Origin of the sequence: Oceanobacter kriegii DSM 6294 (assembly GCF_000422845.1) — a bacterium.
GTDB classification, from domain to species: domain Bacteria; phylum Pseudomonadota; class Gammaproteobacteria; order Pseudomonadales; family Oceanobacteraceae; genus Oceanobacter; species Oceanobacter kriegii.
In genome coordinates this window covers 24,779-44,977 of record NZ_AUGV01000021.1, presented here as the reverse complement: position 1 = coordinate 44,977, position 20,199 = coordinate 24,779, and the positions used below count along the sequence as shown (strand labels likewise).

Annotated in this window: 16 protein-coding genes; 8 read left to right on the top strand and 8 right to left on the bottom strand. The window is 56.5% G+C overall.

Annotation, left to right across the window (positions count from 1 at the left end; all coding sequences use genetic code 11):
* Positions 1–190: 190 nt before the first annotated feature.
* Positions 191–1,123, top strand: a complete 933-nt coding sequence (locus G516_RS0111705) for a hypothetical protein (RefSeq protein WP_028293821.1) — start codon at positions 191–193, stop codon at positions 1,121–1,123.
* Between the two features lie 52 nt (positions 1,124–1,175).
* Here G516_RS0111705 and G516_RS0111700 read toward each other — a convergent pair whose 3' ends face one another.
* The 8 genes from G516_RS0111700 to G516_RS0111665 all read right to left on the bottom strand — a co-directional run bounded on the left by G516_RS0111700 (position 1,176) and on the right by G516_RS0111665 (position 10,896).
* Positions 1,176–2,243 (bottom strand): LysR substrate-binding domain-containing protein, encoded by a 1,068-nt coding sequence (locus tag G516_RS0111700; protein WP_245582664.1) that lies wholly within the window; start codon positions 2,241–2,243, stop codon positions 1,176–1,178.
* A complete protein-coding gene (locus G516_RS22180) occupies positions 2,240–3,355 on the bottom strand; it encodes a GlxA family transcriptional regulator (protein ID WP_169449532.1) in 1,116 nt (371 codons plus the stop codon). Before G516_RS22180 ends, G516_RS0111700 begins: the two co-directional genes overlap by 4 nt.
* Positions 3,356–3,463: 108 nt before the next feature.
* Positions 3,464–4,762 carry a TRAP transporter large permease gene (locus tag G516_RS0111690; RefSeq protein WP_028293819.1) on the bottom strand — a complete coding sequence of 433 codons (1,299 nt, stop codon included), beginning with the start codon at positions 4,760–4,762 and terminating at the stop codon, positions 3,464–3,466.
* Between the two features lie 3 nt (positions 4,763–4,765).
* Positions 4,766–5,317, bottom strand: a complete 552-nt coding sequence (locus G516_RS0111685; protein ID WP_028293818.1) for a TRAP transporter small permease — start codon at positions 5,315–5,317, stop codon at positions 4,766–4,768.
* A 138-nt stretch (positions 5,318–5,455) separates the two neighbouring features.
* The gene (gene dctP, locus G516_RS0111680) at positions 5,456–6,487 is read right to left on the bottom strand and encodes a TRAP transporter substrate-binding protein DctP (protein ID WP_245582663.1); all 1,032 of its coding nucleotides are present in this window, start codon (positions 6,485–6,487) and stop codon (positions 5,456–5,458) included.
* Between the two features lie 372 nt (positions 6,488–6,859).
* Positions 6,860–8,221: an NAD(P)/FAD-dependent oxidoreductase gene (locus G516_RS0111675; RefSeq protein WP_028293816.1), complete on the bottom strand. Its 1,362-nt coding sequence runs from the start codon at positions 8,219–8,221 to the stop codon at positions 6,860–6,862.
* An 85-nt stretch (positions 8,222–8,306) separates the two neighbouring features.
* The gene (locus G516_RS0111670; RefSeq protein WP_028293815.1) at positions 8,307–9,803 is read right to left on the bottom strand and encodes an aldehyde dehydrogenase; all 1,497 of its coding nucleotides are present in this window, start codon (positions 9,801–9,803) and stop codon (positions 8,307–8,309) included.
* Between the two features lie 187 nt (positions 9,804–9,990).
* Positions 9,991–10,896, bottom strand: coding sequence for a dihydrodipicolinate synthase family protein (locus G516_RS0111665; RefSeq protein WP_028293814.1), 906 nt, complete (start codon positions 10,894–10,896; stop codon positions 9,991–9,993).
* Between the two features lie 652 nt (positions 10,897–11,548).
* On the opposite strand from G516_RS0111665, the gene G516_RS0111660 reads away from it, so the two are divergent.
* From G516_RS0111660 to G516_RS0111630, 7 genes are all read left to right on the top strand, one after another.
* Positions 11,549–12,373, top strand: a complete 825-nt coding sequence (locus tag G516_RS0111660; protein ID WP_036536105.1) for a sulfite exporter TauE/SafE family protein — start codon at positions 11,549–11,551, stop codon at positions 12,371–12,373.
* 132 nt (positions 12,374–12,505) lie between these two features.
* Positions 12,506–12,955 (top strand): MaoC family dehydratase, encoded by a 450-nt coding sequence (locus G516_RS0111655; RefSeq protein ID WP_028293812.1) that lies wholly within the window; start codon positions 12,506–12,508, stop codon positions 12,953–12,955.
* A 310-nt stretch (positions 12,956–13,265) separates the two neighbouring features.
* The gene (locus tag G516_RS22175; protein ID WP_051219340.1) at positions 13,266–13,844 is read left to right on the top strand and encodes a DUF5943 domain-containing protein; all 579 of its coding nucleotides are present in this window, start codon (positions 13,266–13,268) and stop codon (positions 13,842–13,844) included.
* Positions 13,845–14,018: 174 nt separating this feature from the next.
* Positions 14,019–16,091, top strand: a complete 2,073-nt coding sequence (dgcA, locus tag G516_RS0111645; protein WP_028293811.1) for a dimethylglycine demethylation protein DgcA — start codon at positions 14,019–14,021, stop codon at positions 16,089–16,091.
* Between the two features lie 24 nt (positions 16,092–16,115).
* On the top strand, positions 16,116–18,074 hold the full coding sequence (locus G516_RS0111640; RefSeq protein WP_028293810.1) for a (Fe-S)-binding protein: 1,959 nt from the start codon (positions 16,116–16,118) through the stop codon (positions 18,072–18,074).
* The gene (locus G516_RS0111635) at positions 18,074–19,357 is read left to right on the top strand and encodes an electron transfer flavoprotein subunit alpha/FixB family protein (protein ID WP_028293809.1); all 1,284 of its coding nucleotides are present in this window, start codon (positions 18,074–18,076) and stop codon (positions 19,355–19,357) included. Before G516_RS0111640 ends, G516_RS0111635 begins: the two co-directional genes overlap by 1 nt.
* Entirely contained in the window at positions 19,344–20,174 is an 831-nt protein-coding gene (locus tag G516_RS0111630; protein WP_245582662.1) for an adenine nucleotide alpha hydrolase family protein, read from the top strand. The genes G516_RS0111635 and G516_RS0111630 overlap by 14 nt, the downstream gene beginning before the upstream one ends.
* Positions 20,175–20,199 lie beyond the last annotated feature (25 nt).

Genomic DNA, 20,199 nt, shown 5'->3' with positions numbered 1-20,199 from the left:
GAGGCTGCTCTCGTCTGGGGGGTGAATGAACCACAAGTGTCTGTGTTTCAGGCCACGCAAGCCGCGCAGACATACGACGGATGTGCGCACAGATCCGACCTCGCCGCTGCCTGTATAAAACCCGTCGTCAGGGTTCGTACGCAGGTCTGTCATTTAGTGTTAGCTAGTCAGATACTCTGGGAGAATGCGGATGGAAGATCTTGCCGGAATTCTGATTGCCTCCGGCCAGTCGGCGGTGGAAGTCTCGTTGTTTATTTTGCTGCCGATCATGGTAGTGATGCTGAGTCTGATGCTGTGGCTGGAAAGCCGCGGTGTGGTTGCGCTGGTGGTGCGTTGGGTGTCGCCGTTGTTGTTGCCACTGGGGATTACCGGACTGGCGCTGTTTGCCATGATTCAGGAGGTGCTGGTCAGTTCAGCGGCGCCGTTGGCGACACTGGCCTTGATGGCCCGCAGCGGCGTCGCGCCACGTTATCTGGCGGCCACAACGGCGATGGTGATGGCGTTGGCGCAGGCCAATGTGGTATTCCCGCTGGCGGCTATTGGTCTGGATTTGGGTGTCACCATGGCGCTGTCGATCAGTGGCGGTGTGGTGGCTGCGATGGTGACCTATCACTTGTTAGGTCGGCATTTGAGTAACGCCGAAGCCGCGCTGTTGCCCGAGGTGAATGAACCACAGGAGCAGAACCTGATGGCGCTGATCCGTCGTGCCGGTCAGGATGCCTGGCAAATCACCATGGGCGCCATGCCTTTGCTGATTGTGACGCTGGTGGCGGTGAACCTGTTTCGTGCCACCGGTGCCATCGATTGGCTTGAGGGCCAAACCGCCTTCCTGTTTGAAGCCATCGGCTTCCCCCGCGAAACCTTGCTGCTGACCATTACCCGCTTTGTTGCTGGCGGTACCGCCATGATGGGTCTGATGATCGAGCAAGTGCAGGCCGGCGTGTTGAGCGTCCGCGACGTGAATCTGTTGGCGGGTTTGATGATTTCGCCGCTGGATCTGGCCGGGGTCGCCATCTTTGCCACGGCTGGCAAGGAAGTGGCCAAGGTGATGAAAATTGCCGTGCTTGGTGCGTTGGTGGGGGTGATCTTCCGCAGCGTTTGCCACTTCTATCTGTACTTGTGAGGGGATGTTATGGGGTCAGTTAGCTGACCCTATAACAAGCAGAAGAGAATGGTTAGCGGTCGTGGATGGCGGTTTGTTCGCTTTCTATATGAGTCATCAGCCAATCGCGGAAACGCTTGAAGGTGTCGTCGTTGGCTTTGCTGGTCAGGTGGCTCATGTAGTGGCGCTTTTGTTTCAGCACGACTTCATGGGGCACCGGACGAATCAGCTCGCCGCTGGCGATTTTGGGTGCCACGAGATGGTGCCAGCCAATGCCAATGCCCTGATGTTGCAGCACCATATTCATCAGGGTGCTGTAGTCGTTCACGTGGAACAGGTGCGGCTGGCTGCTGTTGAGGCTGGACGGCATTTCGAAAAACGAGAACCACAAATCCCAGTCGAGGTGCTCGGCTACTTGCGCCCGGCCATAAGGGCTTAGGTTTAACCGGGCGGCTTTGTAGAGTCCTTCCAGTTCGGCAATTTGCGGGTGCAGTTCAAGGTACTGTGGGGTGCACACCGGGTAGATCAGGTCGTGAAATAGCGGTACCGACTGGTAGCCATCGCGCGGGTCGGCGGACTTGTAGATAAACACGTCCGGGTACACACCGGGTTCCAGTTGCAGGAAGTCTTCGGTGGCCACCACGCTGATGTCGATGTCGGGGTGTTGCTCGAAGAAATCGGGCAATCGGGGGGCCAGCCAGAAGTTGGCAAACGCCGGGCTGCAGCAAATGGTCAGCAGCTGTTTTTTCTCATCGACGTTCTGAATTCGTTCTGCCGCCTGGGCAATATTCACAAACGACAGATAAGCGGCGTCGTAGAACAGCCGACCGGCTTTGGTCAGCTGCACGGTGCGGCCTTCGCGTTTGAACAGTTGCACGCCCAGCTGACCTTCCAGCTCCCGAATTTGCCTGCTTATTGCCGCTTGCGTCACGCACAGGGCTTCCGCCGCACGGGTGAAGCTCTGGTATTTGGCCGCTGCGGTGAAGGACTTGATCGCGCGCAGCGACGGCATTTTCAGGAAAACCTGATCGGGTTCAACGTGACGTGACATAGCCGCCTGAGAGTCAGTAACACTGCCATAAAAGGGAGAATTTCCCTGTACGCTAGTGCTGGCGGCCTTGGGCGTCAACTTTTCTGTCATGCCGACAGGTTCCTGTGGCTTGGCCAACGCAGGTGGCTGGGGGCGACACCAAAGTGCAGTTTGAAGCTGCGGCTGAAGTGTGTGGTGCTGCTGAAGCCACTGGCAACGGCAATTTCGCTGACGCTGTAGTTGGTTTTGGTCAGCAGTTGGCGAGCCCGTGCCAAACGCAGTTCCAGATAGTATTTGGCCGGACTGGTGTTCAGGTAGCGGTTGAACAGGCGTTCGACCTGACGACGGGACATGCCGGTATAACGACTGATTTCAGTCAGCTCCAGCACTTCTTCAATGTTGTTTTCCATCAGTTCGATCACCTGAATCAGCGCTTGTGGCAGTACGCCTCGGGCACCGCGCAATGGCAGATCGTTGTGTTCGATGTTGGACAGCAAAATCTCATTCACCGCGTGTTTCAGCGGTCGGCTGTGCAGCTGCTCCAGCAACTCCAGGGTAGCGTGGATCGCGGCGTCCGGGCTGATGCAGCTGAAGCTGCGATCGGCGACGGTGAAGGATTTTTGCGACAGTTGGCAGGCGGGCAGCTGTTCTTGCAGCAGCACCCGGCTGTCGGGATGAATGGCAAAGGGTTCATCGCCAAATACACCGGCATCGGCAAGGTAAAACGCGCCGTTCCAGAGGCCGCCGGTCCAGATACCTTCCAGCTGGCACTGTTGCAGCAGTTTGCGTAACCCTTCGTGGCTTCGCATCGGTGTGCGATAGCCGCCGCACACCACCAACAGGTCGACGTTATTCAGGTCGAGGCCATAGATGCTGCGATCAACCGCCAGCTCGACACCGAGGTCGCTGCATACTTTCTGGCCGTTGAGGCTGCAGGTTTCTACCTTGAACAGCTCGCGGGTGCGAGTCAGGTTGGCGGTGACCAGAACGTCGGCCGCGCCGGTAAAAGACACCATGGAAAAGTTATCCAGCAGCACAAAAACAGCCCGCGCAGGGACGTCGGCTTTGGTGTTCAGCGGCGGCGCCATGGCCGCATTGCGGTTGAATGGCACGGTCGTTGGCAGGGGTGTAGCTACCTGTGTAGCCACCTGTGTAGCTACTTGTGTATGTGTTTGCACAGGTACTTGTGTTGGGCTGGTGGTGAATGGTGGTCGGTTCATCATGGCAAATCCCATCCGCGGTTAACGGGCTGACCTGTTGTGAGTAGCGGTTATTGGTCAGCCTACAAAAAAGGGCGGCTACTGCCGCCCCTGTCAGTTGCAGGTGTGTTCTTAGTCGATGTAGCCAAACAGGCGTGGCAGGTACAGTGCCATTGGTGACCAGTAAGTGGTTACCAACATCACCGGCAATGCAGCCCAGATCATAAAGAACATGGCAGGGCGCATGACTTTGGAAATACCCACTTCACCAACCCGGCAGGTCATGAACAGGATTGGTGCCATCGGCGGGCTGTTACAGCCAATCACCACGCTGGTACCAACAATGGCAGCGAACTGCACCGGGTGAATGCCGATGTCGACCATCACAGGCAGCAGCAGTGGGCTGATGATGGCGACGACGGATACGTCATCCATAAACATGCCCAGCAGGATCAGGAACACGTTCACAATCAACAGAATCAGCAGCGGGCTGTGGAAGGTTTCCATCAGGATTTCGGTCAGTTCCTGAGGTACGCGCTCCAGTGTGAAAATGCGGCTGGCAACGAACGAGAACACCAGAATCACCATAATCACACCGGTGGTGGCGGCGGCCTGCAGCAAGCAGCGCACAGTGGTTTTCCAGTCCAGCTCACGGTACACAAAAAAGCCCACCGGGATGGCATACACAACGGCAATCGCTGCCGCTTCGGTTGGGGTGAACACACCGCCGTAAATACCGCCCAGAATAATGAATGGCAGCATCAGCGCGGGCAGGGCTTTCCAGCCGGTTTGGCCAATATCGTTAAGACGTTCGGTCAGCGACAGCTTCACCACCGCAGTGTCTTCCTGCTTGCGGATTTTCAGCCAGTTCAGCAAGCACAGCATGATGATCAGCAAAATACCCGGGCCAATGGTGGCGAGGAAGCAGGCAGCTACCGACTGACGGGTCACCACCGCGTACAGAATCATGGTGATGCTGGGTGGAATCAGTAGCCCCAGCAGCGACGAAATACCCAGCAGGGCACTGGTGTATTCACGTGGGTAGCCGTGCTTTTCCATCGGTTTGATCATGATGGTGCCGACCGAGGCAACGGCCGCAGAGGCGGTACCGGAAATGGCACCAAACACACCACAGGCGACGACCATGGAGGAGCCCATGCCGGCTTTGGATCGGCCAACCAGTGCTTCAACGAAGTTCACCAGACGGGCGGCCATGCCACCGGCTTGCATCAGGTAGCCGGTCATGACGAACAGTGGCAGAGCCAGCAGAATCAGTGAGTTGATGGACCAGAAACCGGTGGTCATCAGGGACGATACGTCCACATCGTAGACAAATGACAAAATCAGCGTCATTGCCGCAAAAGAAAATACAACGGGAACGCCGATCATCATCAGCAATACAACCGCCGCAATCGCGAGTAAGGCACCCATAACTTAACCTTCGTTCTGTACGTCGTCAGCCGCAGGGCTGTGTTGTTGGTGATTACCCTGGAAGAACTCCAGCAGCTCGGTCAGCAGGTCGCGCAGCAGGTACAGAATGAACATCAGGCTGCCGGCAAACAGGCTTGCTTGCGAGAGGTAAAGGGGAATCTGGAATACGGTTGTGGCTTGACCTTTTTTCAGGCCCCAGGCCAGCAGGTCCCACGCCCAGGTGGCAAAGAAGACCGCCATGGTGAGAGAGATCACCACTGCCAGCAGGTGAAAACCGTGAATGACTTTCGGGTTGCTGAAAATGATTTGAGTGAAGTCGGCCGACAAGTGAGAACGCTCGCGGGAGGCCAATACAGCACCCAGCATGTAGAGCCATACAGCGGCCAGCAGTACCAGTTCTTCAAGACCGAATACCGGCTGGTCGAGGACTGTACGACTGAATACACCCCATGACACCATGCTGGCAATTAACAGGCTGAATAACACCACCAAAGGGTATATCACAGCATATAAAATCCGGTCGATGGCGGATAACAGGGTCAGTAAAGCTGACATATAAATCTCCTGTTGCAGATTAAAAAGGATATCCGACTGACTTAAACGACTGATGAAATGTCAGCCGGATATCAAACTCCCGCCTGTTGGTGTTACCCGGCAATTGCCGGGGACAGGTCAGGCACCGTGAATAACCGGTTACTCGGGTACAGAGGCATTGGCGCGGATTTTATCCATCAGCTCCTTGCCCAGTTTTTCTTCCGCTTGTGGCCATACGTCGGTACGTACGCGGTCAACCCAGGCTCGCAGCTGTTCGTTGCTTGGCACGATGTATTCCATGCCTTCTTTCTGGGCCGCTGCAATCCACTTGTCGTCTTCGGCCTTGGCGTTACGGAATTGGGTTTCAATCACCTGGGACGCGGCATCGGAAATGATCTTGCGATCTTCGTCGTCCAGCTCTTCCCACTGATCCCAGTTCATCAACAAAGCGTAGGATGAGAAGTTGTGGGAGGTTTGTACAAAGTAGTCCAGCTGGTCGCGGAAGTACTCGTAGTCCCAGTAAATAACGTTGGAAGAGTCACCATCGACAACGCCGGTCTGGATCGAGGTGTATACCTCAGCCCAATCGATCGGCACTGCCTGGAAGCCCATGGCGTTCATGGTTTGTGGCAGTGGGAATACTGGCTGGGAGCGTACTTTCATGCCCTGGGCATCTTCGTAGCTGAGCGCGTACTTGCCCTTGGTGGCGACGCCGCCAAAACCTTCCGGATAAGGACCGAAGTACTTCAGGCCGATGTCCTTGTAGACAGGGCCCAGAATATTTTTCAGCCAGCCACCATCGGTGTAGGCTGCCAGAGCATCTTTCCAGCCCAGCGTCAGGTAAGGGATGTAGTTCACTGCCAGGCGCTCGTCGTAGGACGTTTGTGGCCAGGTCAGCATCATATCGATGTTACCCTTCACCAGCTGGTCGAACAGTTCCTGCTGACCGCCCAACTCTCCCTGATAGAAGATGTTGACCTTCATACGGCCGTCGGAAGCTTCCTTGATCAGGTCAGCCCACATTTGCATGGATTTGCCGGAGGCGGAATCGCGGTCGCCAGATTCCAGTGCCAGGGTGAACTTGTGCTTGTCATCACTGGCCTGGGCGTTGAAAGAAACGCTGAAACCGGCCATGGCGGCGAGCGCGATAATGCCAGCTTTTTTAGTCATTGAGTGTTTTACGATATTCATCTGCTTACCTACCATCTGGTGATTTATTATCGAGGGTGCTGATTTTAAAAATCGAATAACGAGTTTTAAAATCGGGTTTCGATTTTTATATCGTGCTTCAGGAATTAATTATTCTTGTAGTTCTTCTTTAATGTTTTTCGAGTATATGAATCTGCCCTTTGAACATCTAATAACCTTTATTTCAGGTAATTGATAACCTCAGGTTATCCATCTGTTCAGGCCAGAAAACACGCGCTTTTCAGGACGGTTATTTATTGATCGGTTGTTGTTTCATGTCTCGTATTGTCCTGAATGTCTGTTGTTCCCGTCTTGTTGGGCTGCTCCGCATCAGAGCAGCGACAAAACGCCCTGGAGATCACGTTGGGATAACGTTTACAACTCCAGCCCAGCTTGCCATTCCTTGAAGCGCATAACGCTGTTGGCGCCAACGGAAAGGAAGGGTTCTGGCGGTAAACGCTTGGGTTGTTCTACCTGCATAAAGTCGCGCAGGTAGTCGGAATTGGGCTGCCCCGAGGCCAGTTCGGCGGCCATCATGCCAGCGAGGGTGCCTTTTACGGTGCCCAAACCGTTCTGGCAACAAGCCGACCACAGTCGCTCGCGCAGCTCGCCAAAAGCGGGTACCGAATTAAGCGACAGACACAGCCGGCCACCCCACAGGTATTCCATCTCAACCCCTTTCAGCATTGGAAAACGGGCATCAAAGGATTTCTGCTGCAACCGTTTGGCGCGCGCCATATTGGCCGGGTTGGCTTCCAGTGACTGGTTCAGCGTAGCGTGATTGCGAATGATCAGGCGGTCGCCGCTGCCCTGAAAATCCGACACCTTGCGCACGGTGGTGCCAATCGGGTCGGCAGGTAAAATCCCCCAGTCGGCACTGCCACCCAGCCGCTGCAGCTCTTCTGCGCTCAGCTTGCGAGTCATGGAGGCGTAGGTGAACACGTGCATCAGCTTGCTTTTGAAGAAGCCGAACGACTCGATATGGCCGTTGACGGTCATGATGACGTTACGTGCCCGAACCCGCCCATTGGGGGTTTTCAGTACATGGGTACTGCTGCCCAGATCGATTTGCAGCACCGGCGAGTTTTCAAAAATGCGCACGCCTTTTTTGTTCACCAAACCGTCGGCCGCCTGACGAATAAAAGCAGCAGGCTGGATCATCACTGCGCCAGGAGTAAATAGGCCAGTGTGGTAGAAATTGGTACCGGTGTAGCTGTGCATCTGTTTGTGATCCATCAGCTCGAACGACTCGCCAATGGCTTCCAGATGCTGCTTGTAGTCCATCACGTGGCGCAGACCTTTCTCGGTCGACGCGGCGGTTACCTTGCCGGTTGGGGCGACGGTGCCCGGGGCAAAGTCGTACTCCTTCGCCATCTCGCAGGCAAACCGGATCGCCATGCGATTAAGGCGGATGTTCTTCATGTCTTCGTCATGGCCACCGGTATAGCTTTCAGCGGTCAGCTCATGGGGCAGGTCGATCATAAAGCCGCTGTTGCGTCCGGCTGGGCCTTTGGCCAGTTCGGAGGCTTCCAGAATCACGATGGAATCGTCGTTGACCAGTTGGCTCAGGCGATGGGCTGCGGCCATGCCTGCAAAGCCACCACCGACGATGGCCCAGTCGACCGTCAGGTCGGTGTCCAGTGCCGGATAGGGGCTGCGCTGTGGCAGCAGGCTGTTCCATCCCGCAGGGCCGGGATCTTTTGGCAAACGGCGGGCCTTGATTGTTGTTTTGTTCATCTTCAGTTGGCCAGAAAGGGTTGCTGCCGAACTGGCGTTCGGCAGCAACAAACCGCGGTTCAGAGTGGTTGTGATAAGCGGCGGCTTAGCCTTCGCTCAGGTCCACCCAGATGGTTTTCAGCTCGGTGTATTGGTCGTGGGCGTGAATGGAGTTGTCACGACCGCCAAAACCGGACTGCTTGTAACCGCCGAATGGCGTGGTGATGTCGCCTTCGCCGAAGCAGTTAACCGTCACAGTGCCAGCACGAACAGCTTGCGCTGCACGCAGCGACTTACGAGCGTTAGCGGTAAACACAGAAGCTGCCAAACCGTATTCGGTGTCGTTGGCGACAGCGATGGCTTCGTCGTAGTCCTTGACGCTGATAACGGACAGAATTGGGCCGAAGATTTCTTCCTGGGCAATCTTGTCGCTGTTGTTCACGCCAGCCACAACGGTCGGCTGGATGTAGCAGCCTTCGGAAGTGTCACCACCCAGAACGATGTCGTAGCCTTCTTCACGGGCCAGATCCAGATAGCTGGCAACCTTGGTGAAGTGGCCTTTGTCGACCATCGCACCCAGGGCATTTTCCGGGTTCAGTGGGTCGCCGACGGTCCAGTCTTTGGCGAAGTGTTTGATGCGCTCCAGCAGTTCGTCCTTGATGCCTTCCTGAACGATCAGGCGGGAACCGGCAGAGCAGTTTTCACCCATGTTCCAGAACGCGGCGGCACACACTTGCTCGGCCACTTCGTCCAGACGCTCGGCGTCGTCCAGGACGATGCACGGGTTTTTACCACCCAGCTCCAGTACCACTTTTTTCAGGTTGGATTCGGCGGCGTAGTTGAGGAAACGACGGCCTGTGGCGGTAGAGCCAGTGAAGGTCACCATGTCGACGTCCATGTGCAGGCCAATCGGCTCACCGACTTCACGGCCGCTGCCGGAAACTACGTTGAAGACGCCCGCTGGTACGCCGGCTTCGGCTGCCAGTTCGGCAATTTTCAGGGTGGTCAGGGTGGTTTGAGCGGCAGGTTTCAGTACCAGAGTACAGCCCGCAGCCAGACACGGTGCCATCTTCCAGGCCAGCATCAGCAGTGGGAAGTTCCATGGCAGCACCGCGCCAACCACACCAATCGGTTCACGTACGATCATCGACATGGCGTCGGAGCCAACCGGGGCAGTCTGGTCGTAGATTTTGTCGACCAGTTCGGCATGCCACTTCAGGGTGTGAACAAATTCAGGAATGTCGATGGTTTCGCAGTCGGTAATCGGCTTACCGGAATCCAGGCTTTCCATTACGGCCAGTTCGTGGGCGTTGGCTTCAACCAGATCGCACAGCTTCAGCAAAATAGCCTTACGCTCGTTCGGGTGCAGCTTGCTCCAGCGACCGTCTTCGAATGCTTCACGGGCAGCGCTAACGGCGACGTTGACGTCGTCGGCGTTACAGGCAGCGATATCGGCCAGATGGGCACCGGTCGCGGGGTTGGTGCTGGCAAAGGTTTTGCCACTGGCAGCCGGGCGGAATTCGCCGTTGATGTAGGCCAGTGATGGCAGTTGGATGTCGGCGGCCAGCGCCTTGTATTCGTCGTACGTCAGCATATCAGACATGGAAGTTATCCTTTTTCAGTGCGAGTGAGCGCCTGCACCGGCGCGATCGTGCATAACGTGAATCTTGCGAAATGGTAATTTTGTACACAGCAAGCCAGCTGAGACGCCTGTGTTGTCAGGCGGGGGAGCTCAGGCTGGCGTCAGAGGCAGACCGCGACAGGGGACGCAGTCTGCTCCGGCATCAACATCAGCCAGCGATGACCTTGGCAACGTCGGCTTTCAGCTGCTTGATGACGTCGGCCATCACTTGTTTTTCACTGTCTTGCAGACCTTGCAGAGGTGCGCGTACGGCACCGCCGTTGCGGCCATCGATGGTGACGCCACACTTGACGCTCTGGATGAACTTGCCGCCCTGCTCCAGCACGTGCATCAGCGGCATCATGGCGGCCATGATCTTGCGGCCCTTGTTGAAGTCGTTTTCAACAACACAAGCCTGATACAGGGCAACGTGTTCTTTTGGCAGGAAGTTGGAACCGGCACATACCCAGCTCTGTGCGCCCCAGGCGAAGAATTCCAGTGCCTGATCGTCCATGCCACAAGCGGTTTGCAGTTGCGGGTAATCGTTCAGCAGCATGTGCATGCGGTTGATGTCGCCGGAGCTTTCCTTGATGCCCTGGAAGTTGTCGGATTTCTCGAACACGCGTTCGAAGAACTCGGCTTCCATGTTCACACCCATGCGATCCGGGTAGTTGTACAGCATGATTGGCAGACCACCGGCGTTATCGATGCTGAGGGCAACGTCGGCCAGTTCCTGCTGGGTTGGCAAGGAGTACGGTGGCGTACCAATCAGCAGGCTGTCGGCACCATTGGCGGCACCGGCTTCGGCCAGCTTGATGGACGCACGAGGGTCCATGGAGCCAGTACCAAAGATGATTTGCAGGTCTTTGCCTACGGTTTCGCGGGCGACTTTCAGCAGCTCAACGCGTTCTTCGTGGCTTTCAACGTAGTATTCACCGGTGGTGCCACCGATCATCAGGCCGTGTACGCCGGACTCTTTCAGGTAGGCAACGTTCGCTGCGTAGGCGTCCATATCAATGGACAAATCGTCGGCGAAAGGAGTAATAACAGGAGTATAAATGCCTTTGAATAACATGCTGGCTACCTTGGTTTTATTCGAATTAATAAGGCATATCGATATGCCGGTATTTGTTCGGGCATGTTAATTACGAGCAAATGACCGCGACAAACAACTTTTTATTCGTGGAAATGACAACCTCAGGTTATGAATTGTTGGGCGGCGTGAAAAACCCCGAAAAACCGCGTGGTTACGGGACTGTTTTCGGGTTTCTGGCGCGCTGTGGTTATGCGAGTTCGGCCTGTTTTGGCTTGAATTGACCCAGTTGAGACTACCAATGTGGCCAATCGACAGATGCGCTTCAACGATTGCATTCAACATCGACGATATTGGCCTGCGCTGAGAAAAATCGATATGGGGCTGGATTTGGTCGTTAACTTGTATATGTCGATTTCTTTCTATTCCGTGTTTTTCTCAGGTATTTCTATTTCGTGTTTATAGCGCATTATATCGAGGGAGCTTGGGGCAAAAGTAGGGGCCGAAGCAGGGAGTAGTGGTGATGCCGAGTAGACGGCGTTGGGTAGAAGACGTTGATGGGAGTATTAGCTGACCTCAGCTGCGTTTGAAATTAAATCAATTTTCTTCAACAAGCGGTGCGTATATAACGTACGCCAGTTACCGGGCGCAGCTGTACACCCGGTGTTGATACTTCACAACAATACGACCAAGCATGATTGAACTGATAACGCAGAACCTTCCAACTCTTCTGGCCCTGATCGCAACGGGCATCTTCGCTGGCATTCTGGCCGGACTGCTGGGCGTGGGGGGCGGCATTGTTATCGTCCCTGTGCTGTTTTTCCTGTTCCAGGGATTCGGCGTGTCGCCGGAGTCCGCCATGGTGATTGCAACCGCCACCTCGTTGGCCACCATTGTACCGACCTCGGTCAGCTCGATTCGCTCGCACCATAAAAAGGGCAACGTCGATTTTGATCTGCTGAAGCGCTGGGCGCCGCTGATTCTGGTGGGGGTACTGGTGGGCAGCTGGCTGGTTACCCGGGTGGACGGCCACTGGTTCACGCTGCTGTTTGGTGTAATTGCGACGCTGTCGGCGCTGAATATGTTGTTTCGTACCGGTAAGGCGGCGCTGTTTCAGCAACTGCCAGGTCGTGTTGGACAAGGCGTAATGGGCACCTGTATCGGTTTCTTCAGCTCCATGGTGGGCATTGGTGGCGGTACCATTTCGGTGCCTTTGCTGACCTTGTACAACTACCCGGCGCACCGCGCCGTGGGCACAGCGGCGGCCATTGGTTTGATTATTTCCCTGCCCGGCGCATTGACCATGCTGGCGGTCGGCACAACGCCGGCAGATGCTCCGGCCGGAACCTTCGGCCTGGTTAACCTGATTGGCTTTGTCTGCATCGTACCGCTGACCACCTTGTTCGCGCCGGTGGGTGCCTCGCTGGCGGCCAGGCTGGACGCCGCCAAACTGAAAAAAGTGTTTGCCGTCGTGCTGCTGATTACCGGCGTGCGAATGCTGGCGCAGCTGGCGTTCTAAGCTCAAACCCATTGAACCCGCACCTCTAACAAGGGTTCGGGTTGCAGAACAAGCTGTCGCAACGGCAGCTATGTTCTTTTGCAGTGGTCGCTGGCATGGTTTCCTTTTGATTTGGCTACATCAGGAACCTGCATGAGCGACTACTATCTTGAAGACTTCAGCGTGGGTCAGCGTTTCGTTACCGACGCCCACCACCTCACCGAAGCCGACATCAAACGCTTCGCCAGTGAATTCGATCCGCAACCCTTTCATCTTGACGATAACGCCGCCAAGGATTCCTTGTTCGGCGGATTGGCCGCCAGTGGCTGGCACACCGCCGCACTGACCATGAAGCTGATGGTAGAGGGACCGTTCAAACCGGTGGGCGGACTGATTGGCGCGGGTGTTGAAGAAATCCGCTGGGTAAAACCCGTGCGTCCCGGCGACCAGCTAACGGTAACCACTGAAGTCATCGACATCCGCCGCTCGCGCTCCAACCCTCAACGGGGCATCCTCAAAATACGCACCACCACGCTTAATCAGCATGGCGACACGGTGCAGGAGTTCGTTGGCAATATGGTGGCGCAAAGCCGCAATGAGTAACCGTGCGGTGCTTTAATACTCTGGTAAGGCCCTGGCCAAGGGCCTTTCTGTCAAATCGTTCTCCCTGATCGAGCTGTACTCGAATAGCTGTTTTCTGCAATTGCTTCTAACAGACCTGTAATCCGCTCCCATGCTGCGGTGAACACATCACCCGCCGATGCTGCCAATTCGCTTCCGGTTCCGGCGCTGTCGTTTTTGGTAACTTCCAAAAATCCGCCCCTTCTTAGACTGCTCGCATACCCCATTCCCCCGGCACGACGCCGCGGGGTTGGTCATTGCTTACTCATTGATGCAAATGCGAGTACCGAACATGAGCTATCACGCCCCAGAAATGCCGATCCAGGTAGACGACGAAACCGGTGTATGGACGACCGACGCGTTGCCGATGCTGTACGTGCCACGTCATTTCTTCGTTAACAACCACATGGCGATTGAAGCCGAGTTGGGTGCTGAGAAGTACGCCGAGGTTCTGTACCGCGCCGGTTACAAGTCGGCCTATTACTGGTGTGAGAAAGAAGCCGAATGCCATGGCCTGAGCGGCGATGCGGTATTCGAGCATTACATGAAGCGTCTGTCCCAGCGTGGTTGGGGCCTGTTCATCACCGAAGCGCTGAATATCGAAGCCGGTACCTGCAAGGTGCGTCTGGAAAACTCCGCCTTTGTATACCAGTACGGCAAGGTTAATCGCATGGTCGATTACATGTTCACCGGCTGGTTCTCCGGTGCCATCGACCAGATCGCCAAGGCCCAGGGCTTTGCCACCAAAACCCTGTCTGCGCAAACCCAGTGCGGCGCTCAGGAAGGTTTTGAGGTGGGTTACTTCGAGAGCCGTCCGGTAGTGACTGAAGAAGATGCCGCCCTGTGGGAATCCCTGCAACCTGGCTTCTGATAACGCGCCGGTTAACCGCCCGGCCCACAAGACAAGGTAGGTTGGGCCGCGCCCAACAGTGATGGGCAAAGCCCATCCTACCCTCTCCGCGGTGATTACAGCGGAGATAAAAGAATTCAAAACCCCCGGCGTTATTAACCGTGATGGCCGGGGTCAGACGAGAGAGACGAACCCATGTCCCAGTTTGATATTTTGTTCCAGCCGCTGAACATTAATAAGCTGACCATCCGTAACCGTGTGGTATCAACCGCTCATGCCGAGGTGTACGCCACCGATGGCGGTATGACCACCGACCGTTACGTGAAGTATTACGAAGAAAAAGCCAAGGGTGGCTGTGGCTTGTGTATTTGTGGTGGTTCGTCTGTTGTGTCGATTGACAGCCCACAAAGCTGGTGGAGCTCGGTCAACCTGTCTACCGACCGTATCATTCCGCATTTCCAGAATCTGGCCGACGCTGTGCACAAGCACGGCGGCAAGATCATGATCCAGATTACCCACATGGGTCGTCGTTCCCGTTGGGACGGTGGTGACTGGCCGAACCTGATGTCGCCATCCGGCATTCGTGAGCCGGTTCACCGCGCGACCTGTAAGACCATCGAAGTGGAGGAGATCTGGCGCATCATTGGCGACTTCGCCAAGGCTGCGGTACGCGCCAAAGAAGGCGGTCTGGACGGTGTGGAACTGTCTGCCGTTCACCAGCACATGATCGACCAGTTCTGGTCCCCACGGGTGAACAAGCGTACTGACGAGTGGGGTGGTTCCTTTGAAGGCCGCATGAAGTTCGGTATGGAAGTGCTGAAAGCCGTGCGTGAAGCGGTCGGCCCGGACTTCGTTGTCGGTATGCGTATCACCGGTGATGAATTCCACCCGGACGGTCTGAACCACGAAGAAATGAAGAAAATCGCCGCCTACTACGATGCCACTGGCATGGTGGATTACTTCGGCGTGGTTGGCTCCGGTTGTGACACACACAACACCCTGGCCAACGTGATTCCGAACATGAGCTTCCCGCCAGAGCCTTTCTTGCATCTGGCCGCTGGCATCAAGGAAGTGGTGTCTGTGCCGGTGATTCACGCCCAGAACATCAAGGACCCGAACCAGGCCAAGCGGATTCTGGAAGAAGGCTACGTCGATTTTGTCGGTATGACCCGTGCGCACATTGCCGACCCGCACCTGATCGCCAAGATCAAGATGGATCAGGTGGACCAGATTCGTCAGTGCGTGGGTGCCAACTACTGCATCGACCGTCAGTACATGGGTCTGGACGTGCTGTGCATCCAGAACGCGGCGACTTCCCGTGAATACATGGGGCTGCCACACATCATTGAAAAGACCTCCGGCCCGGTGCGGAACGTGGTGATTGTTGGCGGTGGTCCGGCTGGCCTTGAGTCGGCTCGGGTTGCGGCGGAACGTGGCCACAAAGTGACCTTGCTGGAAAAAGCCGACGAGCTGGGTGGTCAGGTGACCATTGCTGCCAAGGCGCCTCAGCGTGACCAGATGGCGGGCATCACCCGTTGGCTGGCGATGGAACTGGATCGTCTGGGCGTTGATGTGCGTCTGGGCACCGCAGCGGATGCGGAACTGATTCGTAGCCTGAACCCGGACGTTTGTATTCTGGCCACTGGCGGTACGCCGTTCATCGAGCAGAACCCGCACTGGGGTGCCAAAGACGGCATGGTGGTATCGAGCTGGGACATCCTCAACGGCACCGTTGAGCCGGGCAAAAACGTCCTGATCTACGACACCATCTGTGAATTCTCCGGTATGTCTGCTGCGGATTACCTGTTGTCGAAAGGCTCCATGGTTGAGCTGGTGACAGACGACATCAAACCAGGCGTTGGCATCGGTGGTACCACCTTCCCGACTTATTACCGCTCCCTGTATGAGAAGGAAGTCATCATGACCTCCGACCTGATGCTGGAAAAGGTTTACAAGGAAGGCGACAAGTACATCGCCGTGCTGGAAAACGAATACACCGGCCAGCAGGAAGAGCGCGTGGTGGATCAAATTGTGGTCGAAAACGGCACTCGTCCAAACGAAGCCCTGTACTACGAACTGAAAGCCGAATCCCGCAACAAGGGCCAGATTGATAACGAAACCCTGTTCGCGATTCAGCCTCAGCCAGTGCTTGCTGAAGATACGTCCGACGGCAAGGGCATGGTGCTGTGGCGTCTGGGTGACTGTGTTTCCCAGCGCAATACTCACGCAGCCATCTACGACGCCCTGCGTCTGTGCATGCACCTGTAAGCCGATAACAGCGAGGATCTCAGGATGCTGGAGTCTGTCATCCCCTGGCTGTTGGCCGGGTTCATAGCCGTACTGCTGGCAGGCATGCTGCGTCGCATTCGTTTGTGGCGCGCTGGCCAGCCGGAAAAAGTCGATCTGGTGGCGGGCCTGATGGCCATGCCACGCCGCTACCTTGTTGACCTGCACCACGTAGTAGAGCGCGACAAGGTCATGTCCAACACCCACGTTGCCACCGCTGGCGGCTTCGTGGCATCCATGATCCTCATCATTCTGGTGCACGGCTTTGGCCTCGACAGCACCATTCTGGCGTGGGCACTGTTGGCGACCACCGCAATGATGTTTGTCGGTGCCACCTTTGTGTACCGTCGTCGTGTTAACCCGCCATCCCGCCTGTCCAAAGGGCCGTGGATGCGTCTGCCAAAGAGTCTGCTGACCTTTGCCGCCACCTTCTTCATTGTGACCCTGCCGGCTGCTGGTGTGCTGCCTGAAGGTTTTGGTTCCGGCGTACTGGCGTTCATTCTGCTGGCGGGCATCGTTGCCGGTCTGGGTGAAATGCTGTTCGGCATGGGTTGGGCTGGCCCAATGAAACACGCGTTCGCCGGCGCCTTGCATCTGGCGTTCCACCGTCGTTCCGAGCGCTTCGGCGGCGGCCGTTCGACTGGTCTGAAACTGCTGGATCTGGATATTTCCAAAGGTCAGACCCTGGGTGTCGCCAAGCCTGCGGACTTCAAATGGAATCAGCTGCTGGGTTTTGACGCCTGTGTACAGTGCGGTCGTTGTGAAGCCATGTGTCCGGCCTTTGCTGCCGGTCAGCCGCTGAACCCGAAAAAACTGATTCAGGATATGGTTGTCGGTCTGGCGGGCGGGACTGACGCCAAGTACGCCGGTTCTCCTTATCCCGGTAAAGACGTGGGCAACGCCACAGGCTCGCCGGTAGAAGTGATTACCGAAGGTCTGGTTAGCCAGGAAACCCTCTGGTCCTGCACCACCTGTCGCGCTTGTGTGGAAGAGTGTCCGATGATGATCGAACACGTGGATGCCATCGTCGACATGCGCCGTTTCCTGACACTGGAGCAAGGCTCTACCCCGGGCAAGGGTTCCGAAACCCTGCAAAACCTGATTGCTACCGACAACCCGAACGGCAACGATCCGCAGGCGCGTGGCTGGTGGGCGGCTGACCAGAACATTCCGCTGATGTCTGAAAAGAAAGAAGCTGATGTGTTGTTCTGGGTATCCGACGGTGCTTTCGATATGCGTAGCCAGCGCATCCTGCGTTCGTTCGTGAAGATCCTCAAAGCCGCCAACGTCGACTTCGCATTCCTTGGTGACGAAGAGCGTGACTGTGGTGACGTCGCCCGTCGTCTGGGTGATGACGCCACCTTCCAGAGCCTGGCCAAACGCAATATTGCGACCCTGAGCCAGTACAAGTTCAAGCGCATTGTGACCACCGACCCGCACGCGTTCCATTGTTTGAAGAACGAGTATCCGGACCTGATGGAAGACAGTGGGCTGCTCAAAAACGGCTGGGAAGTTCTGCACCACACCCGCTTGATCAACGAACTGGTGGCCGAAGGCAAGATCCAGCTCGACGCTCTCACTTCAGCAGGCACCGTGACTTATCACGATCCGTGCTATCTGGGCCGTTACAACGGCGAGTACGACGCCCCGCGTGACGTCCTGAAAGCCATGGGTATTGAACTGGCTGAAATGGAACGATCCGGCTTCCGCTCCCGCTGCTGCGGTGGTGGTGGTGCGGCTCCGATCACGGATATTCCGGGTGAGCGTCGTATCGCCGACATGCGGATGGACGACATTCGCGAAACCGGCGCTGATCTGGTAGCGGTTGGCTGTCAGCAGTGTACTGCGATGCTGGAAGGGGTGGTTGAACCTCGTCCAGAGGTGCAGGACATCGCCGAAATCGTGGCCGCTCAGCTGGTTGAAATCGAACAGCCGTCCGAATCGATTGCGAAGGAGGTGGCGTAATGTCTGATTTGATCAGAAAGGACCCACGTAAGGACTGGATTCTGCGTAACCGTCTGCACCCGCTGCACGAACAGGTTGCTGCCGAAATGAATGGCCCCGCAGCGGAAGTGCGTGGGCCATCGGGTCTGATCCGTCGCAACCCCCATGCGGTTGGTTTTATTGGCCCGAATGGCATCAAGCGCATCGACCGTCTGGGTGGCTCTGCTGCCGCGGCGGCCGGTGCCAAGCGTGAACAGAAAGAAGAACAGCTGCCAATTATTGCCATCGACGCACCGCAGGCTTATGTGGCTGTGGTTGTGGACATGCCAAACGGTGAACTGTCTGCCCACGATAAAGACGTGCTCGGACAGGCACGGGCATTGGCCGATGCCGCAGAAGACACCGCGGTATTGGCGGTGGTGTTCGGCCCCGTGAAAGCGGCGCTGGGTACAGAAGCCAACCCGGATCATCCATTGGGTTTGGCGGGTGTCGACCGCGTGGTGGTGTTCGACAGCGAGGCTTATCAGGGCTTTGCACCAGAACAGCAACTGGAAGCCATGCTGGCGGTAGAACGCACACTGGAACCGGCGCAATGGCTGTTCCCGGATACGCACTTGAGTGGCAACGACCGTGCTCTGCGTCTGGCGGCACGTTTGGGTGAACGCCCGATCATGCACGCCTGGCAGATCAAGAACGGCAAGGTCACCAGCCGGGGCGGCAGCGAACTGACCGACATTACTCGCGAACTGGCTTCAGCCCGCATTCTGGCACTGGCGTCTGAATGCGCCATGCCGGTTGACGAAGCCCGCTATGAAGCGCGTGTTATAGCCTCGCCTGCAGTGCCTGATGTGTTAACGCGCATTAAGGATGCAGGAGCGGTGGCCGTTGACCCAAATCAGATCAGTCTGGGCGAAGCCGAGTTTATTCTGTCGGCGGGTAACGGCATTCACGATTGGGATCAGTTCCATGAAGCAGCACGAGTGTTAGGGGCTACCGAAGGCGCCAGCCGTGTGGCGGTGGACGATGGCTTTATGCCGCGCTTCCGCCAGGTGGGTGCTACCGGAACCTGGGTAACTGCCAGAGTGTACATTGCGGTGGGCATCTCCGGTGCGGTACAGCACCTGCAAGGTATTGGCAGCTGTGAAAAAGTCATCGCCATTAACACCGATGCCGGTTGTGACATGGTGAAACGGGCGGACCTGAGCGTGATAGGCGACAGCCAGGAAATTCTGGCGGCGCTGATGGCCAAGGTACAGGCTGACGGCGCTGCCGACGGTGATGAGGGCAAGCATGATGTTGCATAGCAAGCTGAGTAGTAACCCTGCCAAAAACTACACTGTGGCGACCCTGGTGTCGGTTGGTAAACACCCGAAGTCCGGTCGTCCACGGCGCTCTGATCAGGACAGCAAAGCGCTCGAACTGGCGCTCAATATGGACAACCGTTCGGTGCACGTGATTCATGCTGGCGACAGCAGTGACCCGCTGCGCCAGTCGGTTCTGCGCGAATACCTGGGCATGGGGCTGGAGCGTATTGATGTGACCCGTCAAAACGCCAACAGCGATGCGGTACCGGCGCTGGTGGAGCGGCTCAAGATGCTGCAAGCCGATGTGGTGCTGACGGGTAGCCGGGCAGAATCCGGCGAAGGTTCGGGCATGGTGCCGTACCTGATTGCACAGGCGTTAGGTTGGCCAATGGTGCCTGCCGCTGTGGAGGTCACCGCGGCTGGCGATGGTGAGTTTGAAATTCTGCAGGCGTTGCCGCGAGGTCAGCGTCGGCTGTTAAAGGTTCGTGCGCCTTTTGTTGCCAGTGTTGATAGTGCCGCAGCGGAATCGCGTCAAACCGCCTGGGCCAGCGGTCAACGTGGTCAGTTGCAGGAAATGGCCATTGGCAGCAATCCCGATGAGGTGATGAGTCAGGTTACGGTTGAGCCAGCTCGCAAACGTCCTAAACGTATCGCCTCCGCGAAAAAGGCCAAAACTGCAGCCGATCGCTTCAAGGCGGCAACGGCCAAGTCGGCCTCCAAGGGGGGCGCGATTTTGGTGAAAGAGAGCGCAGAAGAAAAAGCGCAGGTTATTTATGATCTACTCGTAAGTCAGGGAGTTATCAACAAGAAGAAATAGTGCTCCGTGAACCTCTTCATAGAAA